Raw genomic sequence first — 15053 nt, 5'->3', positions numbered from 1 at the left:
AAACATGACTAACGGCAGCACTGAAGACAATTCCTACCGCTACACTCCTGGCCTCGCGGCCAAGATCGAGGCCAAGTGGCAGAAGCACTGGGCCGACAACGGCACGTTTAACGCCCCGAACCCGACGGGCGACCTGGCGGAGCCGGGCGTGGAGCTGCCGGAGGACCGCAAGTTTATCCAGGACATGTTCCCCTACCCTTCCGGCGTGGGCCTGCACGTTGGCCACCCGCTGGGTTATATCGGCACGGATGTGTTTGCGCGCTTCCACCGCATGAAGGGCGCGAATGTGCTGCATACGCTGGGTTACGATGCGTTCGGCCTGCCCGCCGAGCAGTACGCCGTGCAGACCGGCACCCACCCGCGCACCACCACCATGGCCAACATTGCCAACATGGAGCGCCAGCTGGGCCGCCTGGGCCTGGGTCACGATAAGCGCCGCAGCTTCGCCACCACGGATACGGATTACTACCGCTGGACGCAGTGGATCTTCCTGCAGATTTACAACTCCTGGTTCGACCCGGAGGCCAAGAACGCCAACGGCACCCTGGGCAAGGCCCGCCCGATTAAGGAGCTGGAGGAGAAGCTCGCTGCCGAGCGCTCCGACTGGGCGGACCTGAGTGCTGCCGAGAAGCAGGAGATCCTGGATAGCTACCGCCTGGTCTACCGCTCGAACTCGACGGTGAACTGGTGCCCCGGCCTGGGCACCGTGCTGGCGAACGAGGAGGTCACGGCGGAGGGCCGCTCCGAGCGCGGCAATTTCCCCGTCTTCCGCAAGAACCTGCAGCAGTGGATGATGCGCATCACCGCGTACTCCGACCGCCTGATCGACGACCTGGAGTACCTGGACTGGCCGGAGAAGGTGAAGTCCATGCAGCGCAACTGGATCGGCCGGTCGCGCGGCGCGGAGGTCACGTTCGACTGCCTTGGCCACGACATTGACGTGTTCACCACGCGCCCGGACACGCTGTTCGGCGCGACGTACATGGTGCTGGCCCCGGAGCACGAGCTGGTGGATACGCTCGTTGCGCAGTCCGGTGCTTCTCCTGCGGGTAAGGACGCCTACACGGATGTCGACCCACGGTGGACCTACGGCCAGGCAGACCCAGCTGCCGCGGTGGAGGCATACCGCGCGGCAATTGCTGCTAAGTCGGACCTGGAACGTCAGGAGAACAAGGAGAAGACGGGCGTTTTCCTGGGCGTTTACGCCACCAACCCGGTGAACGGTGCGCAGGTACCGGTCTTCATCGCTGATTACGTGCTGACGGGCTACGGCACCGGCGCGATCATGGCTGTGCCGGCGCACGATACCCGCGACTTTGAGTTCGCCACCGAGTTCGGGCTGCCGGTCGTGCCGGTCCTGGCGCCGGAGGGCGCTGAGGCTGGCGAGGCTGGCGAGGGTGAGGCTGGCGCGGGCGAGGGCGCCGAGCTCACCGAGGCTTTCACCGAGGACGGCCCGCACATCAACTCCAACAACTCCGACGGCCTGGAGCTCAACGGCCTGGGCAAGGCGGAAGCTATCGACAAAGCCATCGAGTGGTTGGAATCCAAGGGTGTAGGCAGCGGCAAGATCCAGTACAAGCTGCGTGACTGGCTGTTCGCCCGCCAGCGCTACTGGGGCGAGCCCTTCCCCATCGTCTATGACGAAGACGGTACGGCACACGGCCTGCCGGAGGACATGCTCCCCGTCGAGCTGCCCGAAGTGGAAGACTACAAGCCCGTCAGCTTCGACCCGGACGACAAGGACTCCGCCCCCCAGCCCCCGCTGGCCAAGGCCAAGGAGTGGGTCGAAGTCACCCTGGATCTCGGCGACGGAGAAAAGACCTACTACCGCGACACGAACGTTATGCCGCAGTGGGCAGGTTCTTCCTGGTACCAGCTGCGTTACATCGACCCGAACAACGACAATGCCCTGGTAGACATTGAAAACGAACGCTACTGGGTCGGTCCGCGCGAAGGCCGCCCCTCCGGCGGCGTGGACCTGTACGTCGGCGGCGTGGAGCACGCCGTGCTGCACCTGCTGTACGCCCGCTTCTGGCACAAGGTGCTGTTCGACCTCGGCGTAGTCTCCAGCTTCGAGCCCTACTACCGCCTCTACAACCAGGGCTACATCCAGGCCTACGCCTACACGGATTCCCGCGGCGTGTACGTTCCCGCGGAGGAGGTCACCGAACGCGACGGTAAGTTCTTCTGGGTTCGCAAGGCGGATGATGCTGAGGGCGTCACAAAGGAAGAAGAAGTATTCCAGGAATACGGCAAGATGGGTAAGTCCCTCAAGAACGCCGTCTCGCCCGACGAGATCTGCGACGACTACGGTGCGGATACCCTGCGTGTTTACGAGATGGCGATGGGTCCGCTCGACACGTCGCGGCCGTGGGCTACGAAGGACGTGGTTGGCGCGCAGCGATTCCTGCAGCGTGCGTGGCGCCTCGCCGTCGACGAGAACACGGGTAAGGGCTCTGTGAGCGATGACGCCCTCACGGATGAAGACCTAAAGGCCCTGCACAGGACCATCGCGGGGGTTCACGAAAACTATGCGGAGCTGCGCGACAACACGGCCGTGGCGAAGCTGATTGAGTACGTGAACTATCTGACGAAGACCTACTCCGCTGGGGCGGCTCCGCGAGCGGCCGTGGAGCCGCTGGTGCAGATGCTGTCGCCGGTGGCGCCGCACATCGCCGAGGAGATGTGGGAGATCCTTGGCCACTCCGAGGGCATCACTTATGAGCGCTTCCCCGAGTGGGACGAGAAGTGGCTGGTAGATGACACTATCGAGCTGCCTGTGCAGGTGATGGGCAAGCTGCGCGGCCGCATTAACGTGGCGGCGGATGCTTCGCGGGAGGACATTGAGGCTGCTGCGCTGGAGGAGCCGAATGTTGCTTCGCACATTGAGGGCAAGACGGTGGCGAAGATCATCGTGGTGCCGGGCAAGATGGTGAATATCGTCGCGAAGTAGCGCCCGCGCTGGGGCGCCCGCTGGGCATGGGTGCCGCGGGGGTGCCCGCTGGCGCGCCCGGGCTGGAGTTCTCCTTCTTCCGGCGCCCCGACCCTACCCTGCGGCGGCGCTGTTCTAGTGCTGTCGGGCCGCAGGTCTATTTTTCCCGGCGGCACGGTGGGGGTGCGTGCGCCTTCATTACAGTCACGGACGGAAGCTGCGGACTCTAAGGCGCAGAATAGAACTAAGGTGCGAGTTTATGCATCTGAAATGTCACAGTGACGCTTCCGAAAGGCGTGGATTGGGCTTTTGCGAGGCGTTGATGACGGGCTGGATGGCCTGCTCGAGGGGCGAATGTCCCAAATTCCACGTCTTAAAACATAACTATTCTATTCCTGCAGGTCAGAGCGTCGCTATTTTGGGCTTCAAACCCTCTACTTTCAATAACTCGACGATTTGGGACATTACCCCGCCTAAGGCTCTGTGATCGCCCTCGGAGACGTGTCAATTGGAGTGTCTCGCTGGCTGGGTCTAGCCCGGAGTGGCTAGCTCAGATGGGTTCAAAGAGGACGGTCCGCAGGGGGATTGTCCCAAATCTTCCACTCTGTTTTTATAAGTTTCTATTCCCGCAGGTCAGAAGGTTGTAAGATCTGCGCTTCACAGATGCTACTGGCCGAAAGTGGAAGATTTGGGACATCTCCTGAGTGCCCGGGCGCAGGTAGGCGGTGCTGGCGGGTGGAGTAAGTGGAGGTGGAGCGCGGAGACTAGCGGAGAGGGAGCGTGCTGGCGGGTGGAGTAAGTGGAGGTGGAGCGCGGAGACTAGCGGAGAGGGAGCGCAGGGTCAGGGGAACCAGGAGAACTAGGGGAACTAGCGGTCCTAGAGGTTGTGGTCGAGGAGCAAGTACGCGCCGACCGACGTGATCCAAGCCATGCAGAACGGCATGATGAACCAGATCACCGCTACCCATGGGCGCCAGCGCTGGTGGTTCTTCCACTTGTAGTAGGTGATGAAAGCCGAGCCGAAAAGCCCAAAGAAAGCCACGGAAGTGGGCACTATGGCGAACAGCAGCTGGAAGGTCCGGCTGCACAGCTGTGCGGAGGAGTCTGCATCGCAGTAGGGGCCGCCGATTACCTTGGAGGAAATCCAAATCAGGATCGCAGACAAAGTGGTGGCCACGATCACGCCAACGAAGAACCAAATTGCCTGGCGAGTGGACTTATTGTTGCGCTCGAGGCGGAGCAACGGGTCGGCCTCGTAGTCCAACTCGGTGGGGGCGCTGGGGCGATCCAGCTCGGACATTTCGAGATGGGAGCCCTCGGGCGAGGAGGCGCCTGGCTGGGAGCTTGCGGGAGTGGAGCCGTCGGACTGGGAGGAAGGGTCCGGTTTATCAGCAGGTGAGGGGCCGTTGTTCAAACCATCATTGCTCATAATGACCTCAAATCTACACTCCTCGGTGCTTAATCAGAACCCGTGCGAGCTCACGAACCGGGGCGGCACGCTGAGGAGCGCTAGACGGTGCTCAGCAGGACCGGCACCGGGCTGTGCCGCAGAATCTGGTTCGTCGACGGGCCAATGAACACGCGGTGGAAACCACCCAGCGTGCTGGATCCCATCACCAGCAGATCGCCCTTCTTCCACTTCAGGGCGTTAATCGCGCCGGACCAGCCGTAGCCGCTGCCGACCTCCATCTGCACGGTCAGGTCGCTGTGCCTGTTCAGCGCACGGTCCCGGCCACGGTCCAGCAGCGCCAGCGCCTGCTCACGCCACTCGACCATCATGTCCGAGTTGTCGATGAACTCCGTCTCCGTCGGGTACATCGTCGCCCCGCGCGGGCTAAACGCCACCAGCCGCAGCGGAACATTCCAACGGTGCGCCAGGTCGGCGGCGCGGCGCAGGGCCTCGTGCGACTGGTCGGTGTCGATGTAACTGCAGTTGACCCTGGTGACGCCACGTTTCGACAGCTTCGGCGTCCGCGGAGCCAGCAGTAGTGGCAGCGGGGCGTAGTGCAGCAGTGCGTCCGCCGTCGAGCCGATTCGGAAGCGAGAATGCGGCGCGGCGGGGTGGGAGCCCAAGATCATCATGTCGGCGTTGAACTCGGCGGCGGCGTCAATAAGAGCCTTCGTTTCCGAGTGATCAACAGTGACGGTGGAGGGCTCGTCGGCGTCCAGCATCTGCTCCGGCAGCTTGGCCAGAGCGAGGGCCTTCCGCGCGGCAGAGGAGACAGCCTTGGATTCCTTGTCGAGCCACTCCGAGTAGCTGTCGAACTCCAGCTCCGGCTGCGCCGTCCAAGACCGCGAGATGACCGTAGCGGTGCGCAGGGCAATGGTTTCCGTGCGGGCGATCCAGGCGGCGACCTGCGCAGCCTCGTCACCTGCGGATTCGGGGCGCCACGTGAGGAGTAGACGGAGGGGGTTAGGGGTGTTGCTCAAGGAAGATTGCTCGCTAGCTCCAGCTTTAGTGCTGGTCGTTGTTCAGCTTTGCCTCTATGGATTCAGTGTAGCGGCGCAGAACCAGCTCGATGACAGAGGTGGCGTCTGCAACTTCCTTGAGTTCTTCCTCGCTGAGGCTGTCCAGCATGCTGGCCAGCTGCTCGGCGCGCTCCTCACCCAGGCGCTCGAGCTCCTCGCGACCCTTATCGGTGAGGGCGACGCTCACGCCGCGGCGGTCGGAGGTGTCGCGCACGCGGGTGACCAGTTCCATCGTCTCCAGCTGGTTGACCGCGTTGGAGGCGGTGGGCATGCGGATCGTCTCGGTCGCCGCGATCTGGCTGATGCGCATTGGGCCGTTTTCCTCGAGAATCATGAGGATCGACAGTTGCGCCATGCTGATGTGCGAGCTCTCCGTTTGGCGGAAGTACAGCAGGTACAGGCGCGTCAACGGGAGGCGCAGTTTCTTGGCAATTTCAAGAGATGTGGAAGCCATAGGTACTAAAATACAACAGTTTTGCAAGTAAATGCTCATGAGGGTTGCCTAGTACGGCAGTTTCGCCCCCTACGGATGAAAACAAGTGCCGGTGACGCCCACTGTTGCATAGGCGTGCACCGACACTCCTGCCGGAAACTCCCACCCCCCGGAAGCTCCAGGCGCCACGTGCCCAGCGCTTAAGCGCCGTTGATGAACTCTTCCAGCTGCGCGCGGGCGACGTCGTCCGGCAGCTGCGTCGGCGGGGACTTCATCAGGTAGCTGGAGGCTGCCTCAACCGGGCCGGCCACTCCCCTGTCCAGCGCGATCTTCGCGGCGCGCACTGCGTCGATGATGATGCCCGCGGAGTTCGGGGAGTCCCAGACTTCCAGCTTGTACTCCAGGTTCAGAGGCACTTCGCCGAAGGCGGAGCCCTCGAGGCGGACGTAGGCCCACTTGCGGTCGTCCAGCCACTCCACGTAGTCGGACGGGCCAATGTGGACATTGCGGTCGTGGACCTTGCCGGCCAGCGGGCTTTCCTGCAGGTTGGAGGTCACCGCTTGGGTCTTGGAGATCTTCTTGGATTCCAGACGGTCGCGGTCCAGCATGTTCTTGAAGTCCATGTTGCCGCCGACGTTCAGCTGCATGGTGCGCTCCAGGCGCACGCCGCGCTCCTCGAAGAGGCGGGCCAGCACGCGGTGGGTGATCGTGGCGCCGACCTGGGACTTAATGTCGTCGCCGACGATCGGCAGGCCAGCTGCGCGGAACTTTTCGGCCCACTCCGGGTCGGAGGCGATGAATACCGGCAGGGCGTTGACGAAGGCGCAGCCTGCGTCGATGGCGCACTGTGCGTAGAAGCGGTCGGCCTCCTCGGAGCCGACGGGCAGGTAGCTGACCAGCACGTCTACGTTTGCGTCGCGCAGGGCCTGCGGCACGTCGACGGGTTCTGCGTCGGATTCGGTGATGCTCTCCTGGTAGTGGCGGCCGAGGCCGTCGAAGGTGTGGCCGCGCTGCACGGTCACGCCGGTGTGCGGCACGTCGGCGATCTTGATGGTGCAGTTCATGCCCGCATCGATGGCTTCGGAGACGTCCTTGCCTACCTTGTCGGCATCCACGTCAAAGGCGGCGGTCACGTGCACGTCGCCGACCGAATAGGGGCCGAACTGGGTGTGCATGAGGCCGGGGACGTTCTCGGTCGCGGCGGCGTCGGAATACAGGTGAATTCCCTGGATCAGTGAGGTCGCGCAGTTGCCGAGACCCACGATTGCGATGTTGCAAGTCTTAGATGTCATGCGGTCAACGCTAGGTTGTGGGCTGGTGAAAACTGCTCCTCGTCGGCAGGTTTACCGATCAAGCCGGGCGGGTGTATCGATTAAGCTCGCGCGCGGTGGGGGTTGTCCGAGCCGTGTTTAGAATGTGGGTGTGTCGATTTCGCGAAGGGTTATTGATAGGTCACTCGATCGCCGTCGCACTCTGTCTCAGGTGCGTGGGGTCGGGCGCTTTGTTGGTGACGCCACCCCGCGGCTCCTTTCGTCCGCGGAGGTTCTAGGTCAGGCAGTCGACCGTCCGTGTCCGGTGTGCGGAAGGCATGATTTAAGGGAAACGCAGTGGATTCACGGCGACGTATTAGGTGAAAAGTCGGGTACAGCGCGTAGTGTAAGAGAGATCAATGGTGTTATTGATGCGCTAGTGAATGCGCAGCAGGATGCTGAGTTCTCGATACACACCGTTGAAGTGTGCATGAAGTGTAGATGGAATCACTTGATCCGAGAAGAGCTGATCGGAATCACGATCGACAATCAGGAGACTCGTCTAGTTGAGTAGCGACAAGCCGTCCAAGAACCCGTTCTCCCGCGGTGGTGCCGGAAATTCCGGTGCCGGCCGTGGCGGACAGCGGAAGCCGGGGCAACCGGGTAGGCCTGGCCAAGGTCAGGGTGCTCAGTCTGGCAAGCGTCGGGCTAAAAACGGCAAGCCTGCGCAGGGGCGCCCAGCACCGGGCCAGTCGGGTAAGCCTAGCCAGCCGGGCAAGCGCCGGGCTGCAAACGGCAAACCTGCGCAGGGTCAGGGTGCTCAGCCAGGTAAGCGCCGCAGTGCCCAGGGACGTCCTGCACAGGGTCGTCCTGCACAGGGTCAGGCTGCCCAGGGGCGCGCAGTGAAGGGTCGTCCGGCTAAGGGGCGCCCGGCGCATGGCAAGCCCGCACAGGGCAAGCCAGCGCAGGGTCGCGGCACCAAGCCGGTGAAGTCCGGAGGTTCCCGCCGGGCCGGAGCCGCAGCGGGAGCTGGGGCTGCAGCGGCGGGAGCGGCGGCGTCACAAAGAAAGAGGCCGCAGAACAACGGCCCCAGCAAGAATGGGCCCAATCAGAATGGACCACAGACTCGCGTGAAAAAGAATGGATCCCGCTCCGTGGGCGACGGAAAGCTGAAGGCAAGGACGCGCAAGAAGCGCAGCTGGCGCGATAAGCGCACCCTGCGAAACTTCTTCGCGGGGCTGGCGGCCGTCATGGCGGTGCTGATCATTGTGCCGCTGGTGGCGTTCTTTACGGCGTATTCGGTGACGAAGGTGCCGGAGCCGGAAGAGCTGGTGAACAACCAGATCTCCTACATCATGGCCAGTGACAACGACACTGAGCTGGCGCGCATCGTGCCGCCGGAAGGCAACCGCCAGAACGTCAAGATTGACGAGGTGCCGATGCCGGTCCGCCAGGCCGTGCTGGCTGCTGAGGACCGCGAGTTCTACAGCAACCCAGGCTTCTCCGTCTCCGGCTTCGCCCGCGCGGCGGTCGGCCAGGTGCTGGGCCGAGAAGGCGCCGGCGGTGGCTCGACCATTACTCAGCAGTACGTGAAGAACGCGCTGGTCGGCGACGAGTTCAGCCTGAGCCGTAAGGCCAAGGAGCTGGTTATCTCCGCGAAGATGGCCCGCGAATGGTCGAAGGACGAGATCCTCGAGGCTTACCTGAACACCATTTACTTCGGCCGCAATGCCTACGGCATCAGCGCGGCCTCTCACGCCTACTTCGACAAGGACGTCAAGGACCTCACCCCGGAGGAAGGCGCGGTGCTGGCCGCGACCATCCAGGCGCCCTCTGGCCTGGATCCGTGGACCAACCGCGAGCGTGCAGAAGCACGCTGGAACTATGTACTGGACGGCATGGTCAGCATCGACGCGATGAAGGAATCGGACCGGCGGAACGCCGCGTACCCGGACGTGAAGGACCCGGCGGAAACCGCGGAGAGCACCCAGGCCGTGGGAACCAACGGTTTGATCAAGACCAAGGTGATCGAGGAGCTTGAGCGCGCGGGCATCACCGAGGAACAGGTGAACACGGGTGGCCTGAAGATCACCACCACCATCGACGCAAAGATGCAGGCCGACGCGGTGGATGAGGTCCACAAGAAGCTCGAAGGCCAGCAGGAAGGCCTGCGTACGGCCGTGGTCTCGGTGGATCCGAAGACCGGTGGCGTGCGCTCCTGGTACGGCGGCGATAACCCAGTGGGCTTCGACTTCGCCGGAGGAGGCCTGCAGACCGGTTCTACGTTCAAGATTTTTGCGCTGGCCGCATACCTTGACCAGGGCGGCAGCATTTACGACCAGTTCGACTCCTCCCCCGTCATGACCGGTGACGCGCAGGTGAATAACGTCGGCGGCGCCAGCTGTGGCACATGTAGCATCGCCGAAGCGCTGAAGCAGTCGCTGAACACCAGCTTCATCCGCCTGACCCAGTCGTTGAAGGGCGGCCCGCAGGACGTCGCTGACATGGCGCACCGCCTGGGAGTGGCCGAGGAACTGCCGGGCGTGGGCAAGACGCTGCAGGAGGCAAACGGCAAGCCGGCAGAGGGCATCACTCTGGGTATGTACCAGTCCAGCCCGCTGGACATGGCCACCGCCCTGGCAACCCTGACTAACGGCGGCACCTACCACCGCCCACACTTCGTGGAGAAGGTGGAGAACTCCAACGGCGACGTGCTGCTGGATAACACCAACGACGACGGCGACCGCGTGGTCTCCGAGGAAGTCGCCAACGGCCTGATCCAGGCGATGCAGCCCATTGCGGCGTATTCCAACGGCAACTCGCTGGCCGGTGGCCGTCCCTCGGCTGCAAAGACCGGTACGGCGCAGCTGGGCGATACCGGCGAGAACAAGGACGCCTGGATGATTGGCTCGACCCCGCAGCTGTCTACCGCAGTGTGGGTTGGTACCGCCGAGGGTAAGCCGATTCATAACAGCTACGGCGGCATCATGTACGGCTCCGGCCTGCCCGCCCAGATCTGGAAGGGTGTGCTGGACCGCCAGCTGGAAGGCCAGGATGTCGAGCAGTTCGGTACCGGCCCAGCGGCTTCCGGCGGCGGTGGCGGTGGCCACGTCGGCGGCGAAGCTGCCCAGGGAAGCGACGAGGGTGCGCAGGAGCAGCCGGCGGAGCCGGAGTCTCCGGAACCGGCTTCACCGCCGGCGCCCGCGCCGCAGCCCGAGCCGCAGCGCCCGGCTCCGGGAGGTGGCAACCCGCCGCAGAACAATGACCTACAAGACCTAATCGATGGAATCCTCAACCCATAGGAAACCGACCGCCGGGAGTCCGGCCACGGGCTCGGCCACGAGCCGGGGCGCGGGCCAGCGCGTGCTGCCCTCCCGCACAGAGCCGATGGCCCGCGGATTCATCCGCTTCATCGGCGGCCCACCCGGCGCCCACGCCCTTATCGGCCGGGCGAGCTGGTGGACTCCCCTGCGCGTCCTGCTCGCCACCGCCGCCACCTTCCTAGTATTCGGTTGGCTGCAGAAGGCACAGTGCATCCGCACCGGGTTTGACGGCGATGGCAACCCCTTTGTGGACTGGTCCGGGAAGCGCCAGTTCACCTCCGCCTGCTACTCCGACACGGTTTCCCTGTATGCCGGCCGCGGGCTGGATAACCTCGACTTCCCCTACTTCACCTCCTTCGTCGACGACGGCGTCACGCGGTACATGGAATACCCCGTGCTCACGGGCCTGTACCAATGGCTGATGGCCGCGATCGCGCGCCCAGTGGAGGCCGTGTGGAACTTCCTCCCCCTGCCGCAGGCAGCGCCCGCGGCGATCTACTTCGGAGTCAACGCATTCTTCCTGGCCCTGTTCTGGCTGATCGCCACCGGCCTGATGACGAAACTCACCGGCAACCGAGTGTGGGACACGCTGCTGATGGCGGCCTCTCCCCTAGTCATCGTCCACGCCTTCACCAACTTCGACCTGCTGACCTGCGCGGCGGCCGTCGCCATCTTCCTCTTCTGGGCCAACCGGCGCCCCGGCTGGGCCGGCGTGGCCACGGGAGTGGGCGTGGCGCTGAAGCTATGGCCCGCGTTCATCGGCGGTGCACTGATCCTGCTGTGCCTGCGCCAGCGCGCCTGGGTTCCGCTGGCGAAGCTGGTCGGCTGGACTTTCGCCAGCTGGCTGATCATCAACCTGCCGATCATGGTTTTCGCGCCGGAGGGCTGGTCGCAGTTCTTCAAGCTGAACTCCGAACGCGGTTGGGAAGGCTCGACCATCTATGCCGTCATCGCTCACCTCTTGGGTAATGACGCCTGGAACGGCGTGTCTCCCACAAGGTCTGTCGAAGGCGCTGAAACTCTCAACCTGCTGACAGGCGTACTGCTGCTGGTCGCACTTCTGGCTCTGGCCTGGCTGGTCATCTTCGCAGCGCCGCGCACTCCGCGGGTCGGCCAGGTGGCGTTCTTGGCCACGCTGGCCTTCATGATCACCAACAAGGTGTGGAGCCCGCAGTACTCCATCTGGCTGGTGCCGCTGCTGGTGCTGGCTCTCCCCCGCTGGCGATTGGTCTTTGGCTGGGCGGCATTGGAGACTGTGTATTGGTACCTGCGCATGTGGCAGTTCCTGCCTGCGAACCAGGCGGCACCGAACTGGCTGGTCGATACCGTGACCATCGTCCGGCTCGGGTTGCTGGTGTTCATGGCAGTGCTCGTCATCCGGCAGATCATGGGCCGCAGCCCGGACCCGATCCGCGAAGCTCACGGAGGCCGCGATCCCCTGGCCGGAGTGCTGGCAGAGGAACCGGCGAATGCGCTGGAAGGCGCGCCAGCCGAGGCACCTGCGGATGCGCCAACCAACCAGTCCGCGCGCGAGAGCGGGAATGGTTCCGGCGGAGAAGTGGGCGTCAATAAGAAAGGCGCCGAAAAGAAAGAGAGCAACGATGGATAACACGACCATAATCATCACCATGGCCAGTGTGCTGGTGGGGTTCCTTTGCGTGGGCGGCAGTTTTGCGAGTTTTATGTACGGCAAGTCGAAGAAGCAGGTGTGGACGCTTTTCAGCTTCGCCGTCTTGTTCCTGACCATTGTTCCGGTGGGGCTGGCGGTCTTCGTAGCGGCGTAGGGGCGCGCAGCGCGGGAGCGGGGCTCGGCTTGGGGCGCGAGGGGGCATTTCTTAAAACGCGGGGGCACCAGGTAGGCTGAGAGAGTTGCTGACGCAACGACCCTCCTGCCATGCCCAAAAGGGGTATGGCCGAAACACAAGACCATAGGAGGTGATGAGGTCCGTGCGTCAATACGAGATGATGATCATCATCGACCCTTCCCAGGATGAACGCACCGTTGCCCCGTCGCTGGACAAGTACTTGGAAATTGTCCGCAAGGAAAACGGTTCCGTGGAAAAGGTTGATATCTGGGGCAAGCGTCGCCTCGAGTACCCGATCAACAAGAAGGACGAGGGCATCTACGTTGTTCTCGACCTGAAGTGTGAGTCGGCTACCGTGCTGGAAATTGACCGCCTGCTCAACATCAACGACCAGATCCTGCGCACCAAGGTGCTGCGGAAGGACCAGTAGCTTTCACAGCTGCAGGCTCCGAACGGACTGTACAGGCGCCTTTAAACCATTAACCTAAGCACTGTAACCACTAGGGCTTCTTTTTACGGACGCCCACACGTCACCACACAACGTTAGGAAAGAAACATGGCACAGGGAGATACCCAAATCACCGTGGTCGGCAACATCGTTGCGGATCCGGAACTGCGCTACACCCCCAACGGGGCCGCAGTGGCTAACTTCCGCGTGGCCTCCACGCCCCGTCGCTACGACCAGCAGGCTGGTCAGTTCGTCGACGGCGAGCCGCTGTTTTTGACCTGCAATGTGTGGCGCCAACCAGCCGAGAACGTGGCAAACAGCCTGAACAAGGGCGACCGCGTGATCGTGACCGGCCGACTGCGCCAGCGTTCCTACGAGGATCGCAACGGCGAGCGCCGCACCGTCTTCGAGATTGAGGTGGAAGAGGTCGGCCCTTCGCTGCGCTTCGCTACCGCGGAAATCAACAAGGCATACCGTGGCGGCAGCCAGGGCGGAAACGCCGGTGGCGGCGGAGGCTTCGGCGGTAATGCCGGCGGCTTCGGTGGCCAGGGTGGCCCGGGCCAGGGCGGCCAGGGTGGCCAGGGTAATGGTGGCGGCCAGGGAGGCTTCGGCGGGAACGCCGGCAACCAGGGCGGCCAGGGTAATCAGGGACAGAATAACCAGGGCTTCGGTGGCCACAATGCGGCCATGGATGATGACCCGTGGAACTCTGCCCCACAGTCCGGTTTTGGTGATGGCGACGACGAGCCGCCATTCTGATCGGCTAGCTAAAAAGCTGCTGGTCAGCGTTAAATTTTTTGAACATAATTGGTCAAACCAAAGCACAACGAAAGGCTGGATCATGAAGCTGATCCTCACCGCCAACGTTGACAAGCTCGGTGTCCCCGGTGACATCGTAGAGGTCAAGGCTGGCTACGGACGTAACTACCTGCTTCCGCGCGGCTACGCAATTGTTGCTACCCGCGGCGCTGAGAAGCAGATCGAAGGAATTAAGCGCGCGCAGGAAGCACGACAGATCCGCGACCTGGACCACGCACGCGAGGTTAAGGAAGAGCTGGAGAACCTGAGTGGCGTGACCGTAGCGGTCCGCACAGCAGAGACCGGCAAGATCTTCGGCTCTGTCACTGCAGATCAGATTGTTGATGCAGTGAAGAAGGCCAACGGTCGTTCCCTGGACAAGCACAGCATCAAGCTGCGCAAGGGCGATGTTAAGGCAACCGGCGTTTACTCTGTGGACGTTCAGCTGCACAACGACATCGTTGCATCCCTGAGCTTCGAGGTCGTTTCCGCGTAACTTCGCCCGGCTTGGCTCGGCATTTCAGTCGGCTTTGCTTGGCTGACCCTGGTCGGCTGATACTTCAGTTGGCGGGCTTGGCTCGGCTGATATTTCAGCTGGTCTGAAATTACCGGGAGCTTCTGCGCCCTGTGCCTAGACACCACAGGTCGCGTGATTCGTGCCTAGACACCACGGATCGAGTGCCAAGTGTTTGCCTAGTGTTAGGCGCACTGGCCGCGTGCTTAGACACCACGCGGCGGCATTCACATTCCGGAGCTGTGTAAAGAGCCGCTGAGCTGCTGAGCCGCTGAGCTGCTGAGCTGCGAAGATGCGCGTGCGACTATAACGCACCAGAAAAACTTAACTTAGACAACAGCAGGTTGAGGCCCCACGTTTTTGTGCGTGGGGCCTTTTCCGTTGCTCGGATTATGCTGCTGGACTGTATTGCTGGGGAGTGCTGGGCTGTATTGCCTGGCCGTGCCGCTGGACCATTCTGTTTGGCTGTATTGCTGCCCGAACTGCTTGGCTGTATTGCCTGATAGCCATCGCCAGCGGCGCAAAGTGTCGGAAATGGTGCATTTCTTAGGGCTAAATGTCGGAAAAGTTGCAAAACTAAAATTGGCGCCGAAAACGCGACCCTCGGAAAACTCGCTGACCTGCATGTTTACAAAATTGGTAATGGTTTGCGGTAACAAATTGCAACTTTTCCGACATTTAGGCCTCCATATCGCAGGCTTCTGGGCCATTCGGGGCTCCTGGTGGTCCGGAATGTCGTTAGATCGGGAATACGTCGGCCTGTTCAGGCTGTGCGGAGCCTCCGTTGGGCCGGAATGTCGCTAGAACGGGAATACGCCGACGCCCACGACGGCTTGCAAAACTCTGCAACGCCCTGACCTGCGCTTTTGCGGTATTGCAAATCAGTGTTAATAACGTATTCCCGTTCTAACGACATTCCCTTCTATACGTGGTCGCAAAAAGGTCTCCGCTTGCCCCGGAGGTCAAGTCCGGTGTAGTGGTGTAGCCGTTTGTGCTTTCGGCTCGATATGAAGTTCGGGGCTTGGTTAGGCGGTTAGCTGGTGGTGGTCGTCACGATGTTCTCCTGGGTGGTGCATGAGGT

General features: G+C 62.5%; 13 protein-coding genes. 8 read left to right on the top strand and 5 right to left on the bottom strand.

Annotation, left to right across the window (positions count from 1 at the left end; translation table 11 throughout):
• Positions 1-4 precede the first annotated feature (4 nt).
• Positions 5-2953: a leucine--tRNA ligase gene (locus MHX52_RS04190; RefSeq protein ID WP_239316735.1), complete on the top strand. Its 2949-nt coding sequence runs from the start codon at positions 5-7 to the stop codon at positions 2951-2953.
• Positions 2954-3809: 856 nt separating this feature from the next.
• On the opposite strand, the gene MHX52_RS04185 is transcribed toward MHX52_RS04190, so the two are convergent.
• From MHX52_RS04185 to MHX52_RS04170, 4 genes are all read right to left on the bottom strand, one after another.
• Positions 3810-4361: a hypothetical protein gene (locus tag MHX52_RS04185; RefSeq protein WP_239316733.1), complete on the bottom strand. Its 552-nt coding sequence runs from the start codon at positions 4359-4361 to the stop codon at positions 3810-3812.
• 80 nt (positions 4362-4441) lie between these two features.
• Positions 4442-5362 (bottom strand): universal stress protein, encoded by a 921-nt coding sequence (locus MHX52_RS04180; protein WP_239316731.1) that lies wholly within the window; start codon positions 5360-5362, stop codon positions 4442-4444.
• A gap of 25 nt (positions 5363-5387) precedes the next feature.
• Positions 5388-5855 carry a MarR family winged helix-turn-helix transcriptional regulator gene (locus MHX52_RS04175; RefSeq protein ID WP_034985170.1) on the bottom strand — a complete coding sequence of 156 codons (468 nt, stop codon included), beginning with the start codon at positions 5853-5855 and terminating at the stop codon, positions 5388-5390.
• A gap of 179 nt (positions 5856-6034) precedes the next feature.
• On the bottom strand, positions 6035-7126 hold the full coding sequence (locus MHX52_RS04170; protein WP_034985171.1) for an inositol-3-phosphate synthase: 1092 nt from the start codon (positions 7124-7126) through the stop codon (positions 6035-6037).
• A 124-nt stretch (positions 7127-7250) separates the two neighbouring features.
• Here MHX52_RS04170 and MHX52_RS04165 point away from each other — a divergent pair, with 124 nt between their 5' ends.
• From MHX52_RS04165 to rplI, 7 genes are all read left to right on the top strand, one after another.
• Complete coding sequence (locus tag MHX52_RS04165) at positions 7251-7658, top strand: DUF5318 family protein (protein WP_049050566.1); 408 nt, start codon at positions 7251-7253, stop codon at positions 7656-7658.
• Positions 7651-10386, top strand: a complete 2736-nt coding sequence (locus tag MHX52_RS04160; RefSeq protein ID WP_370642217.1) for a transglycosylase domain-containing protein — start codon at positions 7651-7653, stop codon at positions 10384-10386. The genes MHX52_RS04165 and MHX52_RS04160 overlap by 8 nt, the downstream gene beginning before the upstream one ends.
• Complete coding sequence (locus MHX52_RS04155; RefSeq protein WP_239316729.1) at positions 10367-12016, top strand: glycosyltransferase family 87 protein; 1650 nt, start codon at positions 10367-10369, stop codon at positions 12014-12016. Before MHX52_RS04160 ends, MHX52_RS04155 begins: the two co-directional genes overlap by 20 nt.
• Positions 12009-12191: a hypothetical protein gene (locus tag MHX52_RS04150; RefSeq protein WP_034985176.1), complete on the top strand. Its 183-nt coding sequence runs from the start codon at positions 12009-12011 to the stop codon at positions 12189-12191. Before MHX52_RS04155 ends, MHX52_RS04150 begins: the two co-directional genes overlap by 8 nt.
• Before the next feature lie 163 nt (positions 12192-12354).
• Positions 12355-12642, top strand: a complete 288-nt coding sequence (gene rpsF, locus MHX52_RS04145) for a 30S ribosomal protein S6 (RefSeq protein WP_035003609.1) — start codon at positions 12355-12357, stop codon at positions 12640-12642.
• A gap of 126 nt (positions 12643-12768) precedes the next feature.
• A complete protein-coding gene (locus MHX52_RS04140; RefSeq protein WP_239316727.1) occupies positions 12769-13419 on the top strand; it encodes a single-stranded DNA-binding protein in 651 nt (216 codons plus the stop codon).
• A gap of 82 nt (positions 13420-13501) precedes the next feature.
• A complete protein-coding gene (gene rplI / locus MHX52_RS04135; RefSeq protein ID WP_239316725.1) occupies positions 13502-13954 on the top strand; it encodes a 50S ribosomal protein L9 in 453 nt (150 codons plus the stop codon).
• A 347-nt stretch (positions 13955-14301) separates the two neighbouring features.
• Here the strand turns inward: rplI and MHX52_RS04130 are convergent, their stop codons facing one another.
• A complete protein-coding gene (locus tag MHX52_RS04130) occupies positions 14302-14682 on the bottom strand; it encodes a hypothetical protein (protein ID WP_153246007.1) in 381 nt (126 codons plus the stop codon).
• Between the last annotated feature and the right edge of the window lie 371 nt (positions 14683-15053).

Origin of the sequence: Corynebacterium sp. ACRQJ (assembly GCF_022346045.1) — a bacterium.
GTDB lineage: Bacteria > Actinomycetota > Actinomycetes > Mycobacteriales > Mycobacteriaceae > Corynebacterium > Corynebacterium evansiae.
This window is presented reverse-complemented; position numbering and strand designations above follow the sequence as displayed.